Annotated in this window: 20 protein-coding genes; 7 read left to right on the top strand and 13 right to left on the bottom strand. The window is 71.3% G+C overall.

Features of this window, described 5'->3' with window-relative positions; all coding sequences use genetic code 11:
• Positions 1–76 precede the first annotated feature (76 nt).
• The 4 genes from J8M50_RS34170 to J8M50_RS34155 are packed head-to-tail and all read left to right on the top strand — an operon-like array spanning position 77 to position 4,944.
• On the top strand, positions 77–1,570 hold the full coding sequence (locus J8M50_RS34170; RefSeq protein ID WP_010356908.1) for an ABC transporter substrate-binding protein: 1,494 nt from the start codon (positions 77–79) through the stop codon (positions 1,568–1,570).
• Positions 1,567–3,309 carry an ABC transporter permease subunit gene (locus J8M50_RS34165; RefSeq protein ID WP_040837526.1) on the top strand — a complete coding sequence of 581 codons (1,743 nt, stop codon included), beginning with the start codon at positions 1,567–1,569 and terminating at the stop codon, positions 3,307–3,309. Before J8M50_RS34170 ends, J8M50_RS34165 begins: the two co-directional genes overlap by 4 nt.
• Entirely contained in the window at positions 3,299–4,255 is a 957-nt protein-coding gene (locus J8M50_RS34160) for an ABC transporter ATP-binding protein (protein WP_010356906.1), read from the top strand. Before J8M50_RS34165 ends, J8M50_RS34160 begins: the two co-directional genes overlap by 11 nt.
• A complete protein-coding gene (locus J8M50_RS34155) occupies positions 4,252–4,944 on the top strand; it encodes an ATP-binding cassette domain-containing protein (RefSeq protein WP_010356905.1) in 693 nt (230 codons plus the stop codon). The genes J8M50_RS34160 and J8M50_RS34155 overlap by 4 nt, the downstream gene beginning before the upstream one ends.
• On the opposite strand, the gene J8M50_RS34150 is transcribed toward J8M50_RS34155, so the two are convergent.
• Positions 4,919–5,494, bottom strand: coding sequence for a TetR/AcrR family transcriptional regulator (locus J8M50_RS34150; RefSeq protein ID WP_010356904.1), 576 nt, complete (start codon positions 5,492–5,494; stop codon positions 4,919–4,921). The two genes, J8M50_RS34155 and J8M50_RS34150, sit on opposite strands and share 26 nt — an antisense overlap.
• A 96-nt stretch (positions 5,495–5,590) precedes the next feature.
• Here J8M50_RS34150 and J8M50_RS34145 point away from each other — a divergent pair, with 96 nt between their 5' ends.
• A complete protein-coding gene (locus tag J8M50_RS34145) occupies positions 5,591–7,066 on the top strand; it encodes an MFS transporter (RefSeq protein WP_050987332.1) in 1,476 nt (491 codons plus the stop codon).
• A gap of 428 nt (positions 7,067–7,494) precedes the next feature.
• On the opposite strand, the gene serA is transcribed toward J8M50_RS34145, so the two are convergent.
• The 6 genes from serA to J8M50_RS34115 all read right to left on the bottom strand — a co-directional run bounded on the left by serA (position 7,495) and on the right by J8M50_RS34115 (position 17,437).
• Positions 7,495–9,084, bottom strand: coding sequence for a phosphoglycerate dehydrogenase (gene serA, locus J8M50_RS34140; protein ID WP_010356902.1), 1,590 nt, complete (start codon positions 9,082–9,084; stop codon positions 7,495–7,497).
• A 247-nt stretch (positions 9,085–9,331) separates the two neighbouring features.
• Positions 9,332–10,330, bottom strand: coding sequence for a ketol-acid reductoisomerase (gene ilvC, locus J8M50_RS34135; protein WP_010356900.1), 999 nt, complete (start codon positions 10,328–10,330; stop codon positions 9,332–9,334).
• A gap of 90 nt (positions 10,331–10,420) precedes the next feature.
• On the bottom strand, positions 10,421–10,945 hold the full coding sequence (gene ilvN / locus J8M50_RS34130; protein ID WP_010356899.1) for an acetolactate synthase small subunit: 525 nt from the start codon (positions 10,943–10,945) through the stop codon (positions 10,421–10,423).
• 19 nt (positions 10,946–10,964) lie between these two features.
• Complete coding sequence (locus tag J8M50_RS34125; RefSeq protein ID WP_029184266.1) at positions 10,965–12,812, bottom strand: acetolactate synthase large subunit; 1,848 nt, start codon at positions 12,810–12,812, stop codon at positions 10,965–10,967.
• 287 nt (positions 12,813–13,099) lie between these two features.
• Positions 13,100–16,060, bottom strand: a complete 2,961-nt coding sequence (locus J8M50_RS34120) for a putative bifunctional diguanylate cyclase/phosphodiesterase (RefSeq protein WP_010356897.1) — start codon at positions 16,058–16,060, stop codon at positions 13,100–13,102.
• Positions 16,061–16,450: 390 nt separating this feature from the next.
• Positions 16,451–17,437, bottom strand: coding sequence for a 2-hydroxyacid dehydrogenase (locus tag J8M50_RS34115; RefSeq protein ID WP_010356896.1), 987 nt, complete (start codon positions 17,435–17,437; stop codon positions 16,451–16,453).
• Positions 17,438–17,515: 78 nt separating this feature from the next.
• Between J8M50_RS34115 and J8M50_RS34110 the strand changes: the two genes are divergently transcribed.
• The gene (locus J8M50_RS34110; protein ID WP_010356895.1) at positions 17,516–18,508 is read left to right on the top strand and encodes an aldo/keto reductase; all 993 of its coding nucleotides are present in this window, start codon (positions 17,516–17,518) and stop codon (positions 18,506–18,508) included.
• A 53-nt stretch (positions 18,509–18,561) separates the two neighbouring features.
• Positions 18,562–19,755, top strand: a complete 1,194-nt coding sequence (locus J8M50_RS34105; RefSeq protein WP_075661134.1) for a PQQ-dependent sugar dehydrogenase — start codon at positions 18,562–18,564, stop codon at positions 19,753–19,755.
• Between the two features lie 13 nt (positions 19,756–19,768).
• Here J8M50_RS34105 and J8M50_RS34100 read toward each other — a convergent pair whose 3' ends face one another.
• The 6 genes from J8M50_RS34100 to J8M50_RS34075 all read right to left on the bottom strand — a co-directional run bounded on the left by J8M50_RS34100 (position 19,769) and on the right by J8M50_RS34075 (position 26,046).
• Positions 19,769–19,993, bottom strand: coding sequence for a DUF6191 domain-containing protein (locus J8M50_RS34100; RefSeq protein ID WP_010356893.1), 225 nt, complete (start codon positions 19,991–19,993; stop codon positions 19,769–19,771).
• 67 nt (positions 19,994–20,060) lie between these two features.
• Positions 20,061–23,042, bottom strand: a complete 2,982-nt coding sequence (locus tag J8M50_RS34095; protein WP_010356892.1) for a helix-turn-helix transcriptional regulator — start codon at positions 23,040–23,042, stop codon at positions 20,061–20,063.
• 114 nt (positions 23,043–23,156) lie between these two features.
• The gene (locus J8M50_RS34090) at positions 23,157–23,315 is read right to left on the bottom strand and encodes a hypothetical protein (RefSeq protein WP_086014047.1); all 159 of its coding nucleotides are present in this window, start codon (positions 23,313–23,315) and stop codon (positions 23,157–23,159) included.
• A gap of 189 nt (positions 23,316–23,504) precedes the next feature.
• Positions 23,505–24,038, bottom strand: a complete 534-nt coding sequence (locus J8M50_RS34085) for a hypothetical protein (protein WP_075661136.1) — start codon at positions 24,036–24,038, stop codon at positions 23,505–23,507.
• Positions 24,039–24,094: 56 nt separating this feature from the next.
• A complete protein-coding gene (locus J8M50_RS34080) occupies positions 24,095–25,303 on the bottom strand; it encodes an RNA-guided endonuclease InsQ/TnpB family protein (RefSeq protein ID WP_010356890.1) in 1,209 nt (402 codons plus the stop codon).
• Between the two features lie 167 nt (positions 25,304–25,470).
• Positions 25,471–26,046 carry a GNAT family N-acetyltransferase gene (locus tag J8M50_RS34075; protein ID WP_010356889.1) on the bottom strand — a complete coding sequence of 192 codons (576 nt, stop codon included), beginning with the start codon at positions 26,044–26,046 and terminating at the stop codon, positions 25,471–25,473.
• Positions 26,047–26,053 lie beyond the last annotated feature (7 nt).

Below are 26,053 nucleotides of genomic sequence, written 5' to 3'. Positions count from 1 at the left end.
GGCTGTTGAAAACGATTGTCATCGTGCTACGGTCTGGTCAACCATGCCTTGACCACCCTTTTACCCGGAGGGCTCCGTGCGCCTGCCCGCTCGCCGTCTCATACCCGCCACCGCCCTCACGGCGGCCTCGACGCTGCTCGTGTCGGGCTGCTTCACGGGGTCGTCCGGTGCGAGCGGGGACGGCGGGAAGCGTGTCCGCGTCGCGATGATGCAGCCGCCCCGCTCGGGCCTGTCGCCGCTGTCGGACGACGCGTTCAAACTGTCGCGCTGGTCCACGGCGGAGACGCTGGTGAAGCTGAACGCGAACGGGGACGCCCAGCCCGCGCTGGCGACCAAGTGGACGCGGTCCGGGAAGAGTTGGACGTTCGCCCTGCGCGGCGGCGTCACCTTCCACGACGGTACGGAGCTGGACGCCGACGCCGTCGTGAGGTCCCTGGCGAGAGCCGCCACCGCCGCCCCCAAGCCCCGCATCCTGGACGGCGTCGAGCTGACGGTGAAGGCGTCCGGTGACAACGTGGTCGTCACGACCGCCGACGAGGACCCCCTCCTCCCCCAGCGCCTCAGCTCCCCCCAGCTGTCGATCCTCGCGGCGAAGGCGTACACCGGAAAGACGGTGAACCCGGTCGGCGCGGGCACCGGCCCCTTCAAGTTGGTTGCCGTGAACGGCACTTCGTCCGCGACCCTCGACCGCTACGACGGCTACTGGGGCCCCAAGGCCAAGTCCCCCGGTATCGACGTGAAGTTCGTGCCCGACGGCACCGCCCGGGCCGCCGCCCTGCGCAGCGGCGAGGCGGACATCGTCGAGGCGGTACCGGTGTCGCAGGCCGCGCTGCTCGACAAGAAGCTGATCACCGAAGTCCCGATGCCCCGCACCAACACCCTTTACCTGAACACCTCTTCGGGCCCCTTCAAGGACGCCTCGCTGCGGGCCGCCGCCCGGCAGGCCATCGACGCCGAGTCGATCGTGAAGGGCGTGTACGAGGGCCGCGCGGACGTCGCGAAGGGGCTGCTCGGCCCCGCGCTCCCGTGGGCCGCCGGGCTGCGCAAGCCGGTGACGCGGGCCGCCGCCGGTCAGCCGAAGGGCACCAGCATCACCATCGGCACGTTCACCGACCGCGCCGAGCTGCCCGAGGTGGCCGCCGCGCTCCAACAGCAGCTCCAGAAGGCCGGGTTCAAGGTGCGGCTGGAGGTGCGCGAGTACTCGGCGATCGAAGCGGACGCGCTGGCCGGGAAGTTCGACGCGTTCATCCTCTCGCGGGCGACCGTCCTCGACTCCGGGGACCCGGTGGCGTACCTGTACAGCGACTTCGCGTCGGACGGCTCGTTCAACATCGCCCAGCTCAAGGACCCTTCCGTGGACGCCGCGTTGAAGAAGGCGGGCGCCCAGCCGACCGGTGCGGCGCGGCGGGCCGCGATCATCGCCGGGGAGGCGGCCGTGCTGGCGACCGACGCGGCGGTGCCGATGCTGCACGAGCGGGTGATCCAGGGGGACGCGGCCGGGGTGGTGGACGCGGCGCACGATCCCCGGGAGCGGGAGCTGGTCACGGCTTCGACGTACGTGGGTTCATGAGGTCGTTCTTGAGGCCGAGTTCGGCCGGGTCGACCCGAACTCTCGGTCTTCTGGCGGTCGTTGCCGCCGTCGGACTGCTCCCCTGGCTCTCCGGGAACGACCCCGCGCTGACCGTCCTGCGGGCACGCTCGGCGGAGCAGGAGCCGACGAAGGAAGCGCTGGACTCGATCCGGCGGGACCTCGGTCTGGACGCCGGTCCCCTTTCCCTGCTGGGGAGTTGGGCCTCCGACCTGCTGCGCGGCGACCTCGGCACGTCCTGGGTCTCCGGCACGGACGTCCTCCCGTCGGTCACCGCCGGGCTCCAGGTCTCGCTGGCCCTGATGGGCGCGGCCCTCTTCGTCGCCGTGCTGCTGGCCGCGCTGATCGTCGCGCCGGTACTGGTGCGCGGGCGGGGTTCGGCGGGGGCCGGGGCCGCGATGCTGGCGGCCGTACCGGAGTTCCTGCTCGCGACGGTCGGGCTGCTGGTGTTCGGGGTGTGGTTCGGCTGGCTCCCCACGTCCGGCTGGGAGGGACCGACGCACATGATCCTGCCCGCAGTTGCGCTCGGCGTGCCCGCCGGTGGCCTGCTGGGGCGGCTCGTCGCGGACGCGCTGCCCTCCGTGCTCGACGAGCGGTGGGTCGAGCTGTGGCGGGGCGCCGGGGTGAGCCGTACGCGGGTCGCCGGGGCGGCGCTGCGGCGCGTACTGCCGCCGCTCGTCCCGCAGTTCGGGATGGTCGCCGTCGGCCTGACGGGCGGCGCGGTCGCCGTGGAGACCGTCTTCGCGGTCCCCGGCATCGGGCGTACGGCGCTCGGCGCGGCCAAGTCGCAGGACCTGCCGCTGCTCCAGGGCTCGGTGCTGGCCCTGCTGCTGCTCGGGCTCGTCATCGGGGCGCTGTCGGCGCTGGTGCGGCGCCGGTTGCTGGGGCCCGCGCTGCGGGACGCGTCGCTGACGTTGCCGCCGCCCCGGCCGGTGCGGGTGCCGGTGGCCGTGCCGGTGGTGTTGTTCGCGGTGCTCGCGGGGGCCGTGGGGTGGGGGGTGCTGCGCGATCCGTACTCCGTGCACACCGACGAGCGGCTTTCCGCGCCGAGTTGGGGGCATCCCCTCGGGACGGACGGGCTGGGGCGGGATGTGCTCGCGCGGCTCGGGCACGGCGCGGCCACGACGGTCGGGACCGCCGCCGCCGTCTGCCTGCTGGGGCTGGTCGTCGGGCTCGCGCTCGGGTTCCTGCCCGGCGTCGCCGAGGGGGCTGCGGACATCGCGAACGCGTTGCCGCCGGTCATCGTGGGGATTCTGGTCGTCGCGGCGACCGGGCCGGGAACCGGGGGCGCCGCCTTGGCCGTTGCGCTGGTGTCGTGGCCCGCTCTTGCCGCGCATACGGCCGCGCTGGTGCAGGAGGTGCGGGCTTCGGCGTTCCTGACGGCTCAACGGGCCATCGGGGCGACGCCGTTGTGGATTCTCACCCGGCATGTGCTGCCCACGGTGGCGGGGCCGGTCGCCCGGCACGCCTTGCTGCGGCTGCCGGGGATCGCGCTGGCGCTGGCGTCGCTCGGGTTCCTGGGGCTCGGGGCTCAGCCTCCGGCGCCCGAGTGGGGGTTGCTGCTCGACGAGTCGCGGGCTTATGTGGAGCGGGCTCCCTGGGCGGCGCTGGCTCCCGCGGTGGCGCTGGCCGTGCTGGCGGGGCTCGCGGTGTCGGGAGCGGCTTTCGTGGAGGGGCGGGAGCGTCGGAAGGCGAAGAAGGAAGTGTCTCTTGCAGCGTGACGAAGTGGTGCGAGCCGAAGGGGAGTTGAGGAGCGAGCAGACAGATGCTCCCCTCCTCTCCGTCCGTGACCTCCGCGTCTCCTTCTCCGGCGTCGAAGCCGTCCGGGGCGTCTCCTTCGACGTCCGGGCCGGTGAAGTCCTCGCGATCGTGGGCGAGTCGGGGGCCGGGAAGTCGCTCACCGCCCGCGCGCTGCTCGGGATGCTGCCGAGGGAGGCGGTGCGAGGCGGCGCCGTGGAGCCGGACTTGTCGGGTCAGCGGGGGCGGCGTATCGCGCTGGTTCCTCAGGACGCGTTGTCCGCGCTCTCCCCCGTGCACCCCGTCGGCGATCAACTCGCCGCCGCCGTACGGTCGGTGCGGCGCGTGTCTCGGACCGAGGCGCGGGCGCTGGCCGTCGCCGCGCTGGAGCGGGTCGGGATTCCGGACGCCGCACGGAAGGCGCGGGCGTATCCGCACGAGTACTCCGGCGGGATGCGGCAGCGGGCGGTCGTCGCGATGGCGACCGTCAACGAGCCGGAGATCCTGGTCGCGGACGAGCCGACGACCGCGCTGGACGAGGAGCGGCGCGAACAGGTGCTGGCGCTGCTGCGGGCCCAGGCGTCCGCGCTGGTGCTGGTGACGCACGACGTGGAGTCGGTACGGCGGCACGCGGACCGGGTGCTGGTGATGTACGCGGGGCGGGTGGTCGAACTCGGGCCCGCCGAACGGGTACTCGGGGCGCCGCGTGCGCCGTACACGGCCGGGCTGCTGGCCTCGCTGCCGCGTCCGGGCGGGCCGAAGCGGCTGCCCGTGCTCGCCGGCAACCCCCCGTTGCCGGGGGCGGTTTCGGCGGGGTGCGCGTTCGCGCCGCGCTGTTCGTTCGTGACCGAGGTGTGCCGGGTGACGGAACCCGAACCTCGGGAGGCCGACGGGCGGACGGTCGCCTGCCATCACTGGGAGCGCGTGTGAGCGAGTACCTTCTCGACGTCCGTGACCTCGTCGTCCGGTACGGTTCCGCGACCGCCGTGGACCGGGTGTCCTTCTCGCTGAGCGCCGGCGAGACCCTCGCGCTGGACGGGCCGAGCGGGTGCGGGAAGTCGTCGACCGCGCTGGCCGTACTGCTGCTGCGCCGCCCGGACTCGGGGGAAGTCTGGTTCGAGGGGCAGGAGTTGACCGGGCTGCCGGAGCGCGAGCTGCGTGCCGTACGGCCTCGTATGCAGCCCGTGTTCCAGGACCCCTACGGTTCGCTGAGCCCCCGGCACCGGGTCCGGGACGCCGTCGCCGAGCCGCTGAAGGTGCAGGGGCGGTGGGACCCGGTGGCGGGTCCGGCGAGGGTCGCCGAGCTGCTCGACCGGGTCGGTCTCGACCTGTCGTACGCGGACCGGCGTCCGCACGAGCTGTCCGGCGGGCAGTGCCAACGCGTCGGCATCGCGCGGGCGTTGGCGTCCGAGCCCCGGCTGCTCGTCCTCGACGAACCCGTGTCGGCGCTCGATCCGTCCGTGCGGGCCGGGGTGCTGAACCTGCTCGCCGATCTGCGGGACGAGCTGGGGCTCGGGTACCTGTTCATCTGTCATGACCGGTCTGTCGTACGGCACTTCGCCGATCGGGTCGTCGAGATGCGGGACGGGCGGGTCACTTCGGGTCGGCTGCTGCCATGAGGCGGCGCAGGCCCTCCGTCAACTCCTTGCCGTCCGGGGCGGACTTGGGATCGAACCTCCACTGCGCGATCAGGCCCAGCATCAGGGTCGTGTAGAACGCGCCGAGGGTGTCGGCCGTGTCGTCCGTGACGTCCGCCTCCGGGACGCCGGCGAGCAGTGCGACGAAGCCGCGTGAACCCTCGCGCTGGGCTTTCGCCAACTCGTCCCTCACCTGCGGGAGTTGGTCACCCATGACCACGATCTCCATGCTGAGGCTCCACAGCGAGGCGGGCTCCTTCATCGTCGCGACGACGTTCGTCCACACCTCCTCGAAACGCTCCAACGAGCCCGGGGGGCTGGTGAGTTCGGGGCCCTCGAACGCGTCCGACATGCCCTCGACCAGGCCGACGTACGCCTGTGCGAGGAGCGCGTCCTTCGAGCCGTAGTGGTAGCCGATCGACGCGAGGTTCGTTCCCGACTCCTTGACGATGTCGCGGGCTGTCGTCCTGACGAAGCCCTTCGTCAGGAGGCAGCGCTTGGCTCCTTCGAGCAGATCTTCACGGTGACCCATGGGGGCAGTCTAGCGCGGGTTCATACGAACGTCCCAGACGCATGTCTTATACAAGCGTTCTATACAAACGTTTAAGACGTCTGTATGTTTCTCGGCATGACGTACTCGACAACGCATGTGACCCGTGCCGGACGGCGTGAGTGGACCGCACTCGCCGTGCTGATGCTTCCGCTGCTGCTGGTCTCCATGGATGTGTCCGTCCTCTACTTCGCCGTCCCCGCGATCAGCGCGGACCTCGAACCCAGCGGGACGCAGCAACTGTGGATCTTCGACATCTACGCGTTCGTGCTCGCCGGGCTGCTGATGACCATGGGGTCGCTCGGGGACCGGATCGGGCGGCGGAAGCTGCTGCTCGTCGGGGCCGTCGCCTTCGGGGTGGCCTCGCTGCTCGCCGCGTACGCGCACTCCGCCGAGACGCTCATCGCCGCGCGGGCCCTGCTCGGTGTCGGCGGGGCCACGCTCATGCCGTCCACCATGGCCCTCGTGCGGACCATGTTCACGGACCCCGCCCAGCGGGCCAAGGCCATCGGGCTGTGGTCCACCGTCATGACCGCCGGGGTCGCGCTCGGGTCCGTCATGAGCGGGGTGCTCGTGCAGTACTTCTGGTGGGGGTCCGTCTTCCTCGTCAACCTCCCCGCCATGGCCCTGCTGCTGGTCCTCGGGCCGGTGCTGCTGCCCGAGTCCCGCGATCCCTCGCCGGGTGCCTTCGACTGGGTGAGCGTTCCGCTGTCCATGGGGGCCGTGCTGCCCGTCGTCTACGGGCTCAAGGAGATTCCCTCCGAGGGGGTACGGGGCGAGTACCTGCTCTCCATCGCGGTCGGGCTCGTCTTCGCGGTGCTGTTCGTCCGGCGTCAGCGGCTTGCCCAACACCCCATGATCTCGCCGTCCTTGTTCAAGAGGCGGGGGTTCGGGGTGGCCCTCGGGCTCAACCTCGTCGCCGCGTTCGGGATGATGGGGTCCGCGTTCTTCACCACGCAGTACCTTCAATCGGTCCTCGGCAAGAGCGCGTTGGAGGCATCGCTGTGGGCCCTGCTCCCGGCGGTACCGATCGGGGTCACCGCCCCCCTGGCAACGTCCCTCGTCCACAAGGGCGTTGACCGGGCGTACGTGGTGACCGCCGGGTTCCTGGTCGCGGCGTGCGGTTACGCGATGCTCGCACTCGCCGGTACGGATTCCCTGTGGCTCGTCCTCGCGGCGTGCGGTGTCCTGTCGTCCGGGATCGTCGCCGTGATGGCTCCCATGACGGACCTCGCGGTGGGGGCTGCGCCGGCTGAACGGGCTGGGTCTGCGGCTTCGTTGCTGGAGACGGGGAGTGAGTTCGGGGGTGCGATGGGAATGGCGGTGCTGGGGTCGATCGGTACGGGCATCTATCGGCACGAGATGCCGGGGACGGCTCCGGATGCGGCTCGGGACACGTTGGGAGGCGCGCTGGCGATGGCGGACCGGGTGCCGGGACTCGCGGAGACGGCGCGGGAGGCGTTCACGTCGGGTATGCAGGGGGCGGCGATTGCGGGGGCGGTGGTGTTGGTGGGGGCTTCGGTGGGTGGCTTGCTGCTGCGCCGTCGTGGCTGATCGCGCCCACGCGGCGGAGCCGCAAATCGATACAACCCCGCGCCCCTAAAAGAACGGCAGCCGCCCCGAGTTGGCCAGGGAACGCCGGTTCGTCGCACCGATAAGGCACCAACCTCGCGCCGCACCAAAGGGCACCAGCCAAACGGGAAGCCCTGCGCCTTCGCCCTCGCCCGCGTTGACCAGGAGACGCCGCGTCGCACCAAAGGGCACCAGCCAAGCTAGAAGCCCCCACACCCACCCCCCAGGGGCGCGGGGAACTGCGCGACCAGCCACAACAGACCCGCACCCGCACAACGCATCGGGGCGGACCGAGATAACTCGGTCCGCCCCGAGGGCTTTTCTGCGTCCACCCATCAACTAACCGTAAACGGGCGGCGGGTGGGCATAGGCCGGGGGTCTGGGGGCGGAGCCCCCAGCCGGCCTCAGCCCTAGACCAGGTTCACCGCACGCGCCGACGTCGCCCCGATCTCCGCGGCCACCTCCGTCAGAACGCCCGCCGCAACCGCCTCGTCCACCGTCAGCACGGCCAACGCCTCCCCGCCGGCGGCAGACCGCGCGACCTGCATCCCCGCGATGTTGATCCCCGCCTCACCGAAGATGCGGCCCACCGTACCGACGACACCGGGCCGGTCCTCGTACCGCAGGACGACCAGGTGATCGGCGACGGCGAGGTCCACGTCGTACTCGCCCACCGCGACGATCTTCTGCACGTTCTTCGTCCCGGCCAGCGTGCCGGAGACCGACACCTCCTCGCCGTCGGAGAGCGTGCCGCGGACGGTCACGACGTTGCGGTGGTCCGCGGACTCGGAGGAGGTCGTGAGCCGGACCTCGACACCGCGCTCCTGGGCGAACAGGGGCGCGTTGACGTAGGAGACCGTCTCGTCGACGACGTCCTCGAAGACACCCTTCAGAGCCGACAGCTCCAGCACCTTCACATCGTGCTGCGTGATCTCGCCGTACACCTCGACGTCGAGGCGGACCGCGACCTCACCGGCGAGGGCGGTGAAGATCCGCCCGAGCCGCTCGGCGAGCGGCAGCCCCGGCTTCACGTCCTCGGCGATGACGCCGCCCTGGACGTTGACCGCGTCGGGCACGAGCTCACCGGCGAGAGCCAGGCGTACCGACTTCGCGACGGCGATGCCCGCCTTCTCCTGGGCCTCGTCGGTGGAGGCACCGAGGTGGGGCGTGCTGATGACCTGGTCGAACTCGAACAGGGGGGAGTCGGTGCACGGCTCCTTGGCGTAGACGTCGAGACCGGCCCCGGCGACGCGGCCTTCCTTCAGCGCCGAGTACAGCGCCTCCTCGTCCACGATCCCGCCGCGCGCCGCGTTGACGATGCGCACCGTCGGCTTGACCTTGCGCAGCGCCTCGTCACCGATGAGGCCGACGGTCTCGGGGGTCTTGGGCAGGTGGACGGTGATGAAGTCGGAGACTTCGAGCAGCTCGTCCAGCGAGAGGACCTTGACGCCCATCTGCGCGGCGCGGGCGGGCTGGATGTACGGGTCGTAGGCGACGACCTTCATGCCGAACGCGGACATCCGCTGGGCGACGAGCGCGCCGATGCGGCCCAGGCCCACGACGCCCAGCGTCTTCTCGGCCAGCTCGACGCCGGTGTACTTGCTCCGCTTCCACTCGCCGTTCTTGAGCGCGGCGTTGGCCTGCGGAATGTGCCGCGCGGTGGCGAGCAGCAGCCCACAGGCCAGCTCGGCGGCGGTGACGATGTTGGAGGTCGGCGCGTTGACGACCATCACGCCGGCCTTGGTCGCGGCGGACACGTCGACGTTGTCGAGGCCGACGCCGGCTCGCGCGACGACCTTCAGCTTGCTCGCCGCGGCGACGGCCTCGGCGTCCACCTTGGTGGCGGAGCGGATCAGGATCGCGTCGACATCGGCGATGGCGGGGAGCAGTTCGGCTCGGTCCGCTCCGTTGCAGTGCCGGATCTCGAAGTCAGGGCCAAGCGCGTCCACGGTCGCGGGCGACAGCTCTTCAGCGATGAGTACGACAGGTTTCGAGCTCACGTGAGTCCTCACAGGTCCAATGCGCGGACGGCCGTCCCGACGGCCGCGGCGGAGGAGGGGCTACCGCGGAAGACGCACGACGCTGTGGGCCTGACGCGTGTTGTGCAGCAGTGTAATGGCGCGGGGAGGTGTCGTAGACGTCTCGCGCGAATTACGGACGCCCGGCACAGACGGCTCTGTGGGCGTCTCCCGGCAGGGGTGTGCGGACGGGGCCGATACGTGTCGTACCGGCCCCGTCCGCGACGGCTCACGCCTCTTCGTTGACCCAGCTCATCAGCTTGCGCAGCTGCTTGCCGGTGGTCTCCAGGAGGTGCTCGGAGTCGGCGGTCTTGTACTCGTCGTACTTCTTGAGGCCGCCGTGGTACTCGTCCATCCAGTTCTGGGCGAAGGTGCCGTCCTGGATCTCGGCGAGGACCTGCTTCATCTCGGCCTTGGTGGCGTCGGTGATGATGCGGGGGCCGGTGACGTAGTCGCCCCACTCGGCGGTCTCGGAGACGGACCAGCGCATCTTCTCCAGGCCGCCCTCGTACATGAGGTCGACGATGAGCTTCAGCTCGTGGAGGCACTCGAAGTAGGCGATCTCGGGCTGGTAGCCGGCCTCGACCAGCGTCTCGAAACCGGCCTTGACCAGGGCGGACGTACCGCCGCAGAGGACGGCCTGCTCACCGAACAGGTCGGTCTCGGTCTCCTCGGTGAAGGTGGTCTTGATGACGCCGGCGCGGGTGCCGCCGATGGCCTTCGCGTAGGAGAGGGCCAGCTCGAAGGCGCCTCCGGTCGCGTCCTGCTCGACGGCGGCGATCGCGGGGACGCCGCGGCCTTCCTCGTACTGGCGGCGGACGAGGTGGCCGGGGCCCTTGGGGGCGACGAGCGCGACGTCGACACCGGCGGGGGCCTTGATGAAGCCGAAGCGGATGTTGAAGCCGTGCGCGAAGAACAGCGCGTCGCCGTCCTTCAGGTTCGGGGCGATGGACTCCTCGTAGACCTTGGCCTGGATCGGGTCCGGGATCAGGATCATGATGAGGTCGGCCTCGGCGGCGGCCTCGGCCGGGGTCACCACGCGCAGGCCCTGCTCCTCGGCCTTGGCCTTGGACTTGGAGCCCTCGTGCAGCCCGACGCGGACGTCCACGCCCGAGTCGCGCAGGGACAGCGCGTGGGCGTGGCCCTGGCTGCCGTAGCCGATGACCGCGACCTTGCGGCCCTGGATGATGGACAGGTCGGCGTCGGCGTCGTAGAACAGCTCGGCCACTGTGGGTTCTCTCCTTGAGTGCAGGTGTTGCGTCCCACCCCACCGTATGACGGCGGGGTGGGGGGAAGAATCGGGGTCTCGGTATACGGATTACGCGCTGCGGTCGAGGGCGCGCAGCGAGCGGTCCGTGATGGAGCGGGAGCCGCGGCCGATGGCGATCGTGCCGGACTGGACGAGTTCCTTGATGCCGAAGGGCTCCAGCATCTTCAGCATGGCGGTGAGCTTGTCGGTGCCGCCGGTGGCCTCGATGGTGACGGCCTCCGGGGAGACGTCGACGGTCTTGGCGCGGAAGAGCTGGACGATCTCGACGATCTGGGAGCGGGTCTCGTTGTCCGCGCGGACCTTCACCAGAACGAGTTCGCGGTGGACGGCCTGTGCGGGCTCCAGTTCGACGATCTTGAGGACCTCGACGAGCTTGTTGAGCTGCTTGGTGACCTGCTCCAGGGGCAGCGCGTCGACGCTCACGACGATGGTGATGCGGGAGATGTCGGCGTGTTCGGTGACCCCGACGGCGAGGGAGTCGATGTTGAAGCCGCGGCGGGAGAACAGGGCGGCGATCCGGGCGAGGATGCCGGGCTTGTTCTCGACCAGGACGGAGAGCGTGTGCTTGGACATGTTCTGCTGAAGCTTTCTCTCAGTCGTCTTCGTTGTCGCCGAAGTCGGGGCGGACGTTCAGGGCGGCCATGATCTCGTCGTTGGAGGTGCCGGCGGCGACCATCGGCCACACCATGGCGTCCTCGTGGACGATGAAGTCGATGACGACCGGCCGGTCGTTGATCGCGTTGGCCTCTTCGATGACCTTGTCGAGGTCGTCCGGGGACTCGCAGCGGATCGCGTGGCAGCCCATGGCTTCGGACAGCTTCACGAAGTCGGGGATGCGGGTGCCGCGCGCCTCGGGGTTGACGTCCTCGGGCCCGGAGTGCAGGACGGTGTTGGAGTAGCGCTGGTTGTAGAACAGGGTCTGCCACTGGCGGACCATCCCGAGGGCGCCGTTGTTGATGATGGCGACCTTGATCGGGATGTTGTTCAGGGCGCAGGTGGTGAGTTCCTGGTTGGTCATCTGGAAGCAGCCGTCGCCGTCGATCGCCCAGACGGTGTGGTCGGGCTTGCCCGCCTTGGCGCCCATGGCCGCGGGGACCGCGTACCCCATGGTCCCGGCGCCGCCGGAGTTGAGCCAGGTGGCCGGCTTCTCGTACTGGATGTAGTGGGCGGCCCACATCTGGTGCTGGCCGACGCCGGCGGTGAAGATCGTGCCCTCGGGGGCGAGTTGGCCGATGCGCTCGATGACCTGCTGGGGGGAGAGCGTGCCGTCCTCGGGCAGCGTGTAGCCGACCGGGTAGGTGTCGCGCCAGCGGTTGAGGTCCTTCCACCAGGCCGCGTAGTCGCCCTGGTGCCCCTCGCTGTACTCCTTCTGCACGGCCTGGATCAGGTCGGCGATGACCTCGCGCGCGTCCCCGACGATCGGGACGTCGGCGGCGCGGTTCTTGCCGATCTCCGCCGGGTCGATGTCGGCGTGCACGATCTTGGCGTACGGCGCGAAGCTGTCGAGCTTGCCGGTGACGCGGTCGTCGAAGCGGGCGCCGAGGGTGATGAGCAGGTCGGACTTCTGGAGCGCGGTGACGGCGGCGACGGCGCCGTGCATGCCGGGCATGCCGAGGTGCTGGGGGTGGCTGTCGGGGAAGGAGCCGAGCGCCATCAGCGTCGTGACGACGGGGGCGCCGGTCAGCTCGGCGAGGACCTTCAGCTCGGCCGTCGCCTGGGCCTTGATGACGCCGCCGCCGACGTACAGGACGGGGCGCTTGGCGGCGGTGATCAGCTTGGCGGCCTCGCGGATCTGCTTGGCGTGCGGCTTGGTCACCGGGCGGTAGCCGGGCAGGTCCATGACCGGGGGCCAGGAGAAGGTGGTCTTCGCCTGGAGGATGTCCTTGGGGATGTCGACCAGGACCGGTCCTGGACGCCCGGTGGAGGCGATGTGGAACGCCTGCGCGATCGTGCGGGGGATGTCCTCGGCCTTGGTGACCAGGAAGCTGTGCTTGGTGATCGGCATCGTGATGCCGACGATGTCCGCCTCCTGGAAGGCGTCGGTGCCGATCGCGGCGGAGACGACCTGCCCGGTGATCGCCACGAGCGGCACCGAGTCCATGTTCGCGTCCGCGATCGGGGTCACCAGGTTGGTCGCGCCGGGGCCGCTGGTCGCCATGCAGACGCCGACCTTGCCGGTGGCCTGCGCGTAGCCGGTGGCCGCGTGGCCCGCGCCCTGCTCGTGGCGGACCAGGACGTGGCGCACCCGCTTGGAGTCCATCATCGGGTCGTACGCCGGCAGGATCGTGCCGCCGGGAATACCGAAGACCGTGTCGGCACCCACCTCTTCAAGCGAGCGGACGAGGGACTGCGCACCCGTCACATGCTCGACGGGAGTGGAGTGTCCTCCGGATCGGGGCCGCGGCTGCGGATGCGGGGCCCCGGTGGCCTGCTCGGTCATCGGCATTCTCTTCTCGATGCTGAGGGTTTTTTGCGGGTTTCGTGCGAAGTGCGACTGCTGCCCGGAAGGCGTCCGTGCAACAAAAAACCCCTCGTGCCGTAAGGCAAGCGAGGGGAGCGCGTCGGGTGCGTGCGCTGGGAGGTCCGGGTCGTCCCGGGCGTCCACAGCTTCAGCCGACGCGCTGTCCAAGTACGAGAATTCGGGTGCGCATGGCATTGACCCTCCCCCCGACGCGCATCCACTGTCAAGCGGGTGGGACGGGGGTCTCAGTATGTGGGCCACGGGTGTCACGTGTGCGCCGGCCCCCCGCCCGCCAGCACCGGCTCGCCCGGCCCGTACGGAACCGGATAGCACCCGGACGTCAGCGCCCGCCGCAGCCGGTACTCGTCGAGCGGCCCGGAGAACGCGGTGCCCTGCCCGTACGTGCACCCCATCTCCCGCAGGGCGACGACCTGTTCGGGCAGGTCGACCCCTTCGGCGACGGTGTCGAGCCCCAGGTCGGCGGCGATCCGCAGGACCCCGGCGGTGATCTTGTGCAGCCGCGCGGACTCCACGACGCCCTCGACGAGCCCCCGGTCCAGCTTGAGGACGTCGACGGGCAGCCTGCGCAGGGCCGTGAGCCCCGTACGGCCCGCGCCGAGGCCGTCGAGCACGATCCGCACGCCGAGGCGGCGCAGCGCGCTCAGGCGCCGCTCCAGGTCCTCCAGCGGCACCGCCGGATCGGCGTCGGCCAGCTCGACCGTGAGCGCCCCGGAGGGCAGCCCGTACCGGGTCAGCAGCGCCTCGACGGAGGCGAGCGGCGAGGACCGGTCGACGAGCCGCCGCGCGTCCGTGCGCACGGTCACCGGCACGGACAGCCCGGTCGCCGCGCGCTCGGCGGCCCGCTCGACGGCCTCGGCCAGCACCCACTGCGCCAGCTCGGCCGTCCGGTCGCCGTCCTCGGCGACCCGCAGGAACTCGGCCGGCGTGAACAGCACGCCCTGCGAGGACCGCCAGCGCGCGAGCGCAGCGACGGACGAGATCCGGCCGTCCGCGAGCCGGACGACGGGCTGGTGCACGAGCGTGAACTCGCCGTCGTTGAGCGCCGCGCGCAGCCGCGTCGCCAGCTCCGCCTTGCGCACCACGTCCTGCTGCATCTGCGGCTGGTACAGCTCGACGCGGCCCTTGCCGCCGGACTTCGCGCGGTACATCGCGAGGTCGGCGTTGCGCAGCAACTCCCCCGCGCCCAGGCCCGGTTCGGCGAAGGCGACACCGATGGAGGCGGCGACGCGCACGTCGTTGCCGTCGATGGCGTACGGCTGCGAGAGGGCGATCCTGAGGCGGTCGGCGAGCTCCAGGATGTGCCGTTCGCGGGCGCCGCGGTCGCGGGAGTTGTCGCCCATGATGAGCGCCGCGAACTCGTCGCCGCCGAGCCGGGAGGCGGTGTCGCCCTGGCGTACGGCGTCCTGGAGGCGGCGCGCGGCCTGGATCAGGAGGTCGTCGCCGGCGGCGTGGCCGATGGTGTCGTTGACGGCCTTGAAGCCGTCGAGGTCGATGAAGAGCACGGCCGTGTTGCGCAGGGCGTGGCCCCGGTCGGAGCTGCGGCGGCCGGACAGGGCCTGCTGGACGCGCTTGGTGAACAGGGCGCGGTTGGGCAGGTCGGTGAGCGGGTCGTGCTCGGCGCTGTGCTGGAGCTGGGCCTGGAGCCGGACGCGTTCGGTGACGTCGCGGCTGTTGAAGATCAGGCCGCCGTGGTGGCGGTTGACGGTGGACTCCACGTTCAGCCAGCCGCCGTCGCCGGAGCGGAAGCGGCACTCGATGCGGGTGGTGGGCTCGTCGTACGGGCTGGTGGCCAGGAAGCGGCGCACCTCGTGGACGACGCCGCCGAGGTCGTCGGGGTGGATGAAGTGCGCCAGTTCGCGGCCGTGCATCTCCTCGGCGGGGCGGCCGTACACGCCCGCGGCGGCCGGGGAGACGTACTTCAGGGCGCCGCTCGGGGCGGCGATCATGATGACGTCGCTGGAGCCCTGGACCAGGGAGCGGAAGTAGTTCTCCTTCTGCGCCAGCTCCTGGGTGAGCTTGACGTTGTCGAGGAGCATGATGCCCTGGCGGACGACGAGGGCGAGGACGACGGCGCCTCCGGTGAGCAGGACGACGCGGTCGACGCTGCGGCCGTTGAGGACGTTGTAGAGGATGCCCAGGGTGCAGACGGCCGCCGCGAGGTACGGCGTGAGGGCGGCCAGCGAGCCCGTGATGGGGCGGGTGGTGGCCGGGGCGCGGTCGGGCGGCGGTGTGCTGGGCCGCGGGCGCGGGCGGTCGAGGGTCGGCGGCGCCGGGTGGCGGTGGTCGCGGCCCGGGATGTGCTCGTGGACGATGCGCGGGTCGCCGCCCCACAGGCTCACGGGGGCCTCGGTGCGGGTGCCGGTCGCGGCCCAGGGCGCGTACGCCAGCAGGAGGGAGCCGGCGAACCAGCCCGCGTCCAGGAGCTGGCCGGAGCGGTAGCCGTTGTGCAGCAGGGGCGAGGTGAACAGGGCGTCGCACATCACCGTGAGCGCGAGCGCGCCGACGGCGGTGTTGACGGCCGTGCGGTTCACCGAGGACCTGCGGAAGTGCAGGACGAGGACCATGCTGACCAGCGCGATGTCCAGGAGCGGGTACGCCAGGGACAGCGCCGTGTGCGCGACGCCGGTGCCCTCGAACTTGGCGGCCTGCGCGAGGGCGAGGCTCCAGGAGAGCGTGAGCAGCGAGCCGGCGATCAGCCAGGCGTCCAGCGCGAGGCAGACCCAGCCGGCCTTCGAGACGGGCCTGGTCGCCAGCACGAGGAGGCCGACGAGGGCGGGCGGGGCGAAGCACAGGAAGAACAGGTCGGCGTAGCTGGGGCTCGGCACCGGGACGCCGAGGACGACCTCGTACCAGCCCCAGATCAGGTTGCCGAGCGAGGCCATCGCGGAGGAGAGGGCGAACAGCAGCCAGGCCGGTCGAAAGCGGACGTGGCGGCTGCGCGCGTACAGGAAGCAGGACACAGCCGCGGTGCCGGCCGCCGCGCTGAGCCCGAAGTCGCCCATGACGAGGGCGAGTTGCCGATCGCCCCAGCCGAGCGCGGAGCCGATGGCGTAACCCGCGCAGACCAGGGCGATGAGGAGTTGGTGGATCAGGGTCCGGGTGGCCCGCTCGGGGGCCGGGGGCCTGGCGGGCGGCGTCCCCGGTTCGGGGTGGGGGCGCAGCATCTCGTCGAGCGTCGTCGTCATGGCGGAGGGCGGCGCGTTCACCAGGGCCTCCCGGTCTGCTTCGGCCCCGGGCGGTGGTGGTCGCCGCTGTGGGGCGGGTGGTCGGTGCCGAGGGACGCGCTGTTCCGGTTGCCGTGTGCGGTGGTGTGACCGCCTTGCGAGCCGTTTCTGCGTGGCGCGGTGCTCCAGGGTCGCCGTCGGCGGCCCTGCCGCGTCGGATCGTTCGCCCGTAGGCCGTGCATCGCCCGTCGCCCCCCTCACAAATCCGTGAACGTCCATCCCCGGCGCCGAATCGTGCGTGGCGCAGCCCCTGTCCGGGACGATACACCAGTCTCGTCACTCAGGGACATAGTCTCTCTACGCTCCGTGACGACCAGGGACTATGCCGGTACACCCCGCGTCCGGAGGACTGCGGAGGGTACCTGAACCGGATCACAAACCTGCCGCGCCCGTCGTAAGGATCACGTTCCGCAGGGGCTCCTGGTTCACATATCGCACCAACTGGTCCACCAGCAGTCGCTTGGCCCTCGGCAGGAAAGCGCTGCTCGGACCGCCGACGTGCGGACTGATCAAGACTCCCGGCGCGCTCCACAGCGGATGCCCGGCGGGCAGCGGCTCGGGATCGGTGACGTCCAGCGCGGCCGTCAGACGGCCCGACTCCAGCTCCGCGAGCAACGCCGTGGTGTCCACCACCGCCCCACGCGCCACGTTGACCAACAGCGAGCCGTCCTTCATGCGGTCCAGAAACGGCTTGTTGACGAGCATACGAGTGCTCTCCGTGAGCGGCGTCACCACTATCACGACGTCCGCGACCGGAAGCAGTTCCGGCAGCTCCTCGATGGAATGCACCGGTCCGCGCTCCGTCGTGCGCCCGGAGCGCGCGACCCGTACCACCCGCGCGACCTCGAACGCCGTGAGCCGGTCCTCGATCGCCGCGCCGATCGCGCCGTAGCCGAGGATCAGGACCGTGCGGTCCGCGAGGGCGGGGTGGAAGCCGCCCTGCCACTCCTGGCGGTCCTGCGCGCGCACGAAGCCCGGGATGCCGCGCAGGGAGGCGAGCGTGAGGGTGAGCGCGAGTTCGGCGGTGCTCGTCTCGTGCACCCCGCGCGCATTGCACAACTGCACGCCGGGCGGGAGCAGGTCGAGGCGTGCCGTGATGTCGTCCACACCGGCCGTGAGGGTCTGTACGACGCGGAGGTCCGGCATCCCGGCCAGCGGGCTGATCTTGACGGGCTGGCGCTTCATGTACGGCACGACGTAGAAGGCGCACCGCGCCGGGTCGCCGGGGTAGGGCTGGGTGCCGTCGGGGCCGCCGTCCCAGAAAAGGTAGTTGGGCCCCTCGGGGAGGCCCTCGATCTCCTCCGGCGGGATGGGGAGCCAGACGTCTTGAACGCTGTGACGTGCGGTGTCGTCAGTCATGGGCAGGAGGTTATGTCAGGCACGCGCGCGTGCAGAGGTTAGGTTTGTGGAGTTCATGAGAGGGAGGGTCAGGGGCAGGTGGAGCGCAGGACGATCGGCGCCGGCGCGCTCTCGGCGGGGGCCGTAGGACTCGGGTGCATGCCGATGAGCTGGGGGTACAGCGGATCGCGGCGCCGGGGCGACGAGTCCGCGCGCGCGGTGCACCGGGCGCTGGACGTGGGGTCCTCCTTATTGGACACCGCCGACATGTACGGGCCCTTCACCAACGAGCTGCTTGTAGGGCGGGCCGTGAAGGAGCGGCGCTCCGAGGCGTTCGTCGCCACGAAGGTGGGGCTGCTGGCCGGCGATCAGCACATCGTCGCCAACGGCCGTCCCGGGTACGTCCGTCGCGCCTGCGACGCGTCCCTGCGGCGGCTCCAGACCGACGTCATCGACCTCTACCAGCTCCACCGCGCCGACCCCGAGGTGCCCGTCGAGGAGACCTGGGGCGCCATGGCCGACCTCGTGCGCGCGGGCAAGGTGCGGGCGCTCGGGCTGTGCGCGCTGGGGGCGCGCGGGCACCGGCGCTCCGGCGCACACCTCCACGAGCCGACCCTCCATCAGTTGACGCGCGTCCAGCAGGTGTTCCCCGTCGCCGCCGTCCAGGCGGAACTGTCCGTCTGGTCCCCCGAGGCGCTCGCCTCCCTCCTGCCCTGGTGCGCCTCCCGCAACATCACCTTCCTCGCCGCGATGCCCCTCGGGAACGGGTACCTCACCGGCACGCTCACGCCGGGGCAGGGCTTCGAGCCCGACGACATGCGGGCCCGCCACCCTCGCTTCACCGCCGAGATGATGGCCGCGAACCAGCCGATCGTCGCCGGGCTGCGCCGCGTCGCCGCGCGCCACGGGGCGACCGTCGCGCAGGTCGCGCTCGCCTGGGTGCTGGCTCAGGGGCGGCACGTGATCGCTCTGCCGGGGGCCAAGCAGGAACGTTGGGTCACCGAGAACGCGGGGGCCGCCGAGGTGCGGTTGACGGCGGAGGATCTCGCCGAAGTTGCCACGCTGCCCCGGGCGTTGGGGTCGTGGGACTGAGGCGGGTGGGATCTGCTGCGGTGGAGCGGGAACTCGTGGGGCGTCCGGCTCGTATGACAGGCAGAGGTCGGCGGGTGGAAGGGGTCGGGGTCGTGGGACGTCGCGGTGTGGTGGCCGGGGTGGCTGTGGGGGTGCTGTTGCTGGGGGCCGGGTGTTCTTCGGGGGACTCTGATTCGCGAGAACCTGAGGGTGCGGCGTCCAGTGGGGCTTCTTCTGCCGGGAGTCCGTCGCCTCAAGGCGAGGTGGTACCGCCGCCCGCGAAGGGGTCCGTGCGGGTGGTGCGGACCGTCGCCGAGGGGCTGAAGTCGCCCTGGGGTGTCGCCGCGATCCCCGGCGGGGGACTGCTTGTCGGGTCACGGGACGAGGGGACGATCACGCTGGTCGGGGCCGGGGCCCCGGCCGAGGTGGGTGAGGTGCCCGGGGTCTCGCCCGACGGCGAAGGGGGGCTGCTGGGGCTCGCGCTGTCGCCCCAGTTCGCCTCCGACCGGATGGTGTACGCGTACTTCACCTCCGAGTCCGACAACCGCATCGTCCGGATGCGGTACGACGAGCGCAGGCCCGCGGGGCAGCGGCTCGGGGCTCCCGACACGGTGTTCAAGGGCATCCCCAAGGGGCGTATCCACAACGGCGGGCGCATCGCGTTCGGCCCCGACGGGATGCTGTACGCGGGCACGGGGGAATCCGGCGACACGGGGCTCGCCCAGAACCTCGACTCCCTCGGCGGCAAGATCCTCCGCCTCACCCCCGAGGGCGAGCCCGCCCCCGGCAACCCCTTCCCCGACTCCCCCGTCTACTCCTACGGCCACCGCAACGTCCAGGGCCTCGCCTGGGACTCCCGGCAACGCCTCTTCGCCGCCGAGTTCGGGCAGAACACGTGGGACGAGCTCAACGCGATCGCCCCCGGCGGCAACTACGGCTGGCCCGAGGCGGAGGGCAGGTCGACCGACGCCAAGTACCGCAGCCCCCTCGCCCAGTGGTCCACCGCCGACGCCTCCCCCAGCGGGATCGCGTACGCCGAGGGGTCCATCTGGATGGCCGGGCTCCGGGGTCAGCGACTGTGGCGCATCCCGCTGAACGGCACCGAGGCTTCCGCCGAACCGCAGGCGTTCCTGGGGAAGGAGTACGGGCGGTTGCGAACCGTGGTCTCCGCCGGGGAGAACAAGCTGTGGGTGACGACGAGCAATACGGACGGGCGGGGTGTGGTGCGGGACGGGGACGACCGGATTCTGGAGCTGGAGGTGAGCTGAGGGGGCGGGGCCGTCAGCCCGTCTCCGTGTCGTCGTCACCCGCGTCGTCGCCCTCTGAAGACGCGTCCGGCTCCTCCGCGCGAGGCGCCCACATCGTGACCTTCCCCGACGACAGGTCTATCGGCCCCCGCCCGGGGTCCCCGTCGCCGACGTCCTCACGCGTGAGTTCCAGCCGGTTCTGCTCGTCCTGCGTGTGCCTGCGGCCCGGGGAGAAGAGTTCCTCGAAGGCGTTGAACATCGTGGTTCCTCCAGGGCTCAGCGGCGTTCCCATTGTCCCGCACCCACCCCCGCCCCGCCCGGGACGGTTAAGCGGCGCCCACCGGGAACAGGCCCAGCCGGTGCGCCAGCGCCGCCGCCTCTCCCCTGCTCGACACCGACAGCTTCGCCAGGATGTTGGAGACGTGGACGCTCGCCGTCTTGGGAGAGATGAAGAGGTGCTCGGCGATCTGGCGGTTCGTATGGCCGGCCGAGACCAGGCGCAGGACGTCGTGTTCGCGGGTGGTGAGGCCGAGGGAGCCGGTGGGGGTGGGCGGCGGGGTGAGGCGGGCCCGGCGGGTGAGGTGGGCCGTGGATTCGAGGAGGGGGCGGGCCTTCAGGTGGTCGGCGACGGCCCGGACCAGGCCGAGGAGGTCCGCCGCGCGGGCGCGGTCGTCGTCCCCGCCGGACACGACCAGGTTCTCCGCGAGGCGGTAGCGCACACGCGCCAGGTCGTACGGCCGCTCCAGGCACTCGAACGCGGTGACCACGTCGGACCACTCGTCCACGGTGTCCCGCCCCTGCGCCCGGTGGAGTTCCGCACGCACCCACAGGTCGTACGCGCACCACATCGGCGCGGGCGTGGCCAGTTTCCGCGCCGTCTCCAGGATGCGCAGCACGTGCGCCGCCGACGCCTCGCGGGCGTCCGCCTCGGCGCTCGCGGCGGCGAGCAGCAGCGGCCAGGCGTCGCGGTGGACGTGCGGGGCGAGCCCGTCGTCGAGGACGTGCGTCAGTTCCGTACGGGCGTCGTCGATCCGCCCCTCGGCGGCGGCGAGGGCGAGGCTCAGGGTGGCGAAGGGGAGGACGTACTGAGGCATCCGGTCGTGGGGACCAAAGGAGGCTCGGCCCTCGGCGAGGTACCGGGCCGCCTCGGTGACCCGGCCGCGCGCGAGAGCGAGGTGGGCGAGGAAGTAGAAGCCGGCGCCGCGAGGTTTGGTCGCCTGGGCGGCGTACCGCGCGTTGAAGGCCGCCTCGGCGCCCTCGTCCCACCGGCCGAGGGAGATCAGGGATTCAGCGAGGTTGGCCCAGATCCAGGGTTCGTTGTTGCGCAGCCCCCACTCCTTGACGATCCGCAGCCCCTCCCGCAGCAGGGTCGCGGACTCGGCGGAGCGGCCGACGCTCTCCAGCGCGGACGGCAGGTTGACGTGGCTGCGGCCGACCTCGGCGAAGATCCGGCGGGCGACGACCTGCTCGGTGACCTCGCGCATCTCCGCGAGTCCGGCCTCGATGTCCCCGGCGCCGACCATCAGCCCGCCGAGGTCCAGGCGCGCGTGGTACTCGATCTCCTCGGCGCCGACCATCCGCGCGTACTCCATGGCCCGCTGAGCGGCGTCGATCGCCTCGGGTCCCGGTTCGTGGAGCATGTACCAGCCGGCGACGGAGGCCAGCACCTCGGCGTGCACGGAGGACGGCGGCAGGCCGCGCACCAGGTCCTGCGCGGTGGACAGCTCCTGCCAGCCGTCACCGCGGCCGAGCGCGGAGAGCAGCTTGGAGCGCTGGACCCAGAACCATGCCTCGCGCAGCGGATCGGGGTCCTCCTCCAGCAGCCGCAGAGCCCGGCGCGTGATCTTCAGGGCTCGTTCCCGCTCGCCGGAGAGCCGGCCGACGACGGCCGCCTCGGCCATGAGGTCCAGGTACTTGAGCGGCGTCGTCTCCGGGTCGCAGCCGCACGGCGGGTACGCCTCCGCGTAGTCGACGGGCCGCAGCCGCGTGAGGACCTCCCCCGGCGCCGCGTCCCACAGCTCCATCGCCCGCTCCAGCAGCCGCAGTTGCTCGCTGTACGCGTGCCGCGACCGGGCCTCCACCGCCGCGTCCAGCACAGCGGGCAGCGCCTTCGCCGGGTCGTGCGCGTGGTACCAGTAGCTCGCCAGCCGCGTCGCCCGCTGATCGGCGGGCACCAGCCCCGGCTCCGCCTCCAGCGCCTGCGCGTACCGCCGGTTGAGCCGCGACCGCTCGCCCGGCAGCAGGTCGTCCCCGACGGCCTCGCGCACGAGCGCGTGCCGGAACCGGTAGCCGTCGCCCCCGGGCGCGGCGATCAGGATGTTCGCGCCGACGGCCGCCCGCAGCGCCTCGATGAGGTCGTCCTCGCAGAGCCCGGCGACGGCCGCGAGCAGCGCGTGCTCGACCGTCGACCCCCCTTCGGCGGTGATCCGCGCGACGCGCTGCGCGTGGTCGGGCAGCGCCTCCACGCGCACGAGGAGCAGGTCCCGCAGGGAGTCGGTGAGCCCGGCGCAGCAGTCCTCGGAGCAGGCGACGGCGAGTTCCTCGACGAAGAACGCGTTCCCGTCGGACCGCTCGAAGATCTCGTCGACCTGCGCGGGGTCGGGTTCGGCGGCGAGGATGCCGGCGATCTGCCGGCCCACCTCCTCGCGCGTGAAGCGGGCGAGTTCGATGCGGCGGACGGTCCGCAGGCGGTCGAGTTCGGCGAGGAGGGGGCGCAGGGGGTGGCGGCGGTGGATGTCGTCGCTGCGGTAGGTCGCGAGGACGAGCAGCCTGCCCGTGCGCAGCGTGCGGAACAGGTAGGCCAGGAGGTGGCGGGTGGAGGTGTCCGCCCAGTGCAGGTCCTCGATGACGACGACGACCGTACGACCGTCGGCGACCCGCTCCAGGAGCCGCGCGGTCAGTTCGAAGAGGCGGGCGGTGCCCTCCTCGTCGTGCCGCCCGCGCGCGGTCTCGCCGAGTTCGGGCAGGAGCCGGGCCAGCTCCTCCTCCTGTCCGGCGGCAGCGGTGGCCAACTCCTCGGGCAGGGCCCGGCGCAGGGCGCGCAGGGCGGTGGAGAACGGCGCGAACGGCAGCCCGTCGGCGCCGATCTCGACACAGCCGCCGACCGCGACGACGGCGCCCTGACGCTCGGCGACCGCCCCGAACTCCTCGACGAGCCGCGTCTTGCCGACCCCCGCCTCGCCCCCGACGACCAGCGCCTGCGGCTCCCCCGCCGCCGCACGCGCGAGCGCGTCGTTCAGCGCGCCGAGCTCATCCGCTCGACCCACGAACACGGGACTGACCGACCTCATCTCCACGCTGCCGAGCATCGCACACGGGTCTGACAACGCCCCAGCGGTTATCGCGAGTACGGGCACGCCGGAGGGGCGGCCGACCCCCGTCCGACCGCCCCTCCCCTCCGCGCCCGCAACGTCCGGCGGCACTCACGCCGCCCTGGTGAACCAGTGCCGTTGGGGCTGCTTCGTATCGGACGCCCCGGCGGCGCCCTTGCGTGCGCGTACGGCCTCGTTGACCAGCCGCTCGTGGTTCGCGCGCCGGATCAGTTCGGCGGAACGGAGCTGGTGCGACTCGAACTGGAACATCTGAACTCCCGTGTCTCGGTGGTGGTTCCACCTTCGTTCACGAGGGGGGTCGGGCACATCGGGAGAGTTCCGCATCTTCGGCGGGGCGGGGGGCCTTAGAAACGCAAGAAGGGTCCTTAGGGACCGCCGTAAGCACCTACGGCGATCCCTAAGGACCCTTGATCAGCTCGGTCGGCTCGGTCGGCTCGGTCAGCCCGCAGCCGGGAGGCTCAGGAGGGCGTCGCTGTACTTGAGCACGGCGAGCAGGAGGCCGATGACGCCGAGCGAGACGCCGCCCCAGGCGACGGACTTGATCCACCCGGGCTGCGGCTTGTCGGGGTTGCCGAAGGCGGGGCGGACCAGGACGACGACGGCGGTCACGAGCGCGACCAGGGCGAAGACGCCGGCCCACATCGCGCTGGTCTTCCACGCGTCGCCGTACACCTCCTTGACCTGCGTCGCGACACTCGCCGTCGACGAGGTCTGGAGCTGGCCTATCAGCGTTTCGCGCGCGGACGCGACCGTACCGATCCAGCTGCCGCTCAGCGAGACGAACCCGAGCGCGGCGGAGACGACGGCCGCGGCGCCCTGGCCGACGTACGAGGTCTCCTTCGGCTCCGGTTCCCCGCCCTCCGCGAGGAGTTCGTCGTCCGTGAGGGGCTCCTCCTCGGTGTCCTCCTCGGCGCCCTTGGTCAGCTCCACCTCGGAGATCTCACCGGTGCTGTCTTCTGTCTTCGTTGCCATGCCCCGCACCGTACAGACGCTGTCTGAGAGGTTCCTTATTGACTTCTTCCCCCGCCTCAAGGACGGGAAATTCCAGCGGTCGCCCGCTGGGGTTCCTGCTTCATCGACGGCTGCCCCGTCCGGGAGGACTCCCGTTGAGGTCTTACGCCGTCTCCACAGGCGGATGCCGCCAGCCCGGCGGCCAGGATGTTGCGTGCCGCGTTCACGTCGCGGTCGTGCACCGCGCCGCACCCGCACGTCCACTCGCGGACGTTCAGCGGCATCTTCGCCGCGACCGTACCGCAGGCCCCGCACAGCTTCGAGCTGGGGAACCAGCGGTCGATCACGACGAGTTCACGCCCGTACCAGGCGCACTTGTACTCCAGCATGGAGCGCAGTTCCGTCCACGACGCGTCACTGATGGCGCGTGCGAGTCTGCCGTTCTTGAGCAGGTTGCGGACGGTGAGGTCCTCGATCACGACCGTTTGGTTCTCACGGACGAGACGAGTGGTGAGTTTGTGCAGGAAGTCACGGCGCCGGTCGGCGATCCCGGCATGGACCTTGGCGACCTTGCGCCGGGCCTTCTCCCGGTTCGCCGAGCCCTTCGCCTTCCGCGACAGCTCACGCTGGGCCTTCGCCAGGCGGGCGCGGTCACGCCGCTCATGCTTCGGGTTGGCGATCTTCTCCCCGGTCGACAGGGTCACCAGGGAGGTGATTCCGGCGTCCAGGCCAACCGCGTTCGTGGTGGCGGAGGCCGGGGGAATGGTGTCCTCGCACAGCAGGGACACGAACCAGCGCCCGGCACTGTCGCGGGACACGGTCGCTGTCGTCGGTACCGCGCCCTCGGGCAGCGGACGCGACCAGCGGATGTCCAGAGGCTCCGACATCTTCGCGAGCGTCAGGTGTCCGTCGCGCCACGTGAAGGCGGAGCGGGTGTACTCGGCCGAAGCACGGGACTTCTTGCGCGACTTGTACCGGGGGTACTTGGCACGCCTGGCGAAGAAGTTCCCGAACGCCGTCTGAAGATGCCGCAGCGCCTGCTGGAGCGGAACGGAGGACACCTCCGTCAGGAAGGCGAGTTCCTCCGTCTTCTTCCACTGTGTGAGTGCTGCGGACGACTGCACGTAGGAGATCCGGCGCTGCTCGCCGTACCAGGCACGGGTGCGCTCCTCCAGCGCCTTGTTGTAGACGAGACGGACACAGCCGAACGTGCGCGACAGCTCGGCCGCCTGCTCGTCCGTGGGGTGGAAGCGGTACTTGAACGCCCGCTTGACCTGCTGCGCCATGCCTCACACGGTATCAGATTCCGTGTGAGTGGCAGGTGTCGGCCGGTGTCCGGTGGACACCGACCTGCCCTGGCGGCGAACCGGCTTTTCCTGCCCCGCTCCGCAGGAACTTCGTTTCTCCCCCGTGAGCGGGAGGTACCCCCACCCCCGGCTGAAGCCGGGGGTGTCTACAAAGGAGAGCCCTGATGATCCCTGTGCGCGGGACGCCACTCCGTCGCGAGGAGCGACCAGATCTCGATGTCGTGCCGCTCGCCCTTGTGGAGGTGGCTGCCGCGCAGGACGCCGTCCCGCTTCATGCCGAGGCGGCGGGCGACGTCGAGGCTGGGCGTGTTGCCGGAGGCCGCGTGCCATTCGACGCGGTGCATGCCGCGTACGTCGACGGCCCAGTCGATCAGGACGTGCATCGCGCGCGTGACGAGGCCCTTGCCGACCCCGGCGGGCTCCAGCCAGCAGCCGACCTCGCAGACGCCGGTCGCGGCGTCGAACGTACGGAACAGGACGCCGCCGACGAGCGTCCCGTCGTACCAGATGCCGTGCAGGGAGCCGGAGTCCTCGGTGCGTTTGTCGGCGTACCGCTTGAGCAGCGCGCGCGTGGAGTCGGCGTCCGTCTCGCGGGAGCCGAAGCCGATGAACTGACCGATGTGGTCGCGTCCCCGGTCGAAGTGCGCGAGGAGTTCCTCGGCGTGCCACGTCTCAAGGGGCCGCAACTCGGCCCCGTCGTCCCCCAGGGACACCCCGTACATACCGCTG

Origin of the sequence: Streptomyces acidiscabies (assembly GCF_020010905.1) — a bacterium.
Classification (GTDB): Bacteria; Actinomycetota; Actinomycetes; order Streptomycetales; family Streptomycetaceae; genus Streptomyces; species Streptomyces acidiscabies.
Note: the sequence above shows the minus strand (reverse complement) of the source record. Positions and strands in the feature narration are given on the sequence as shown.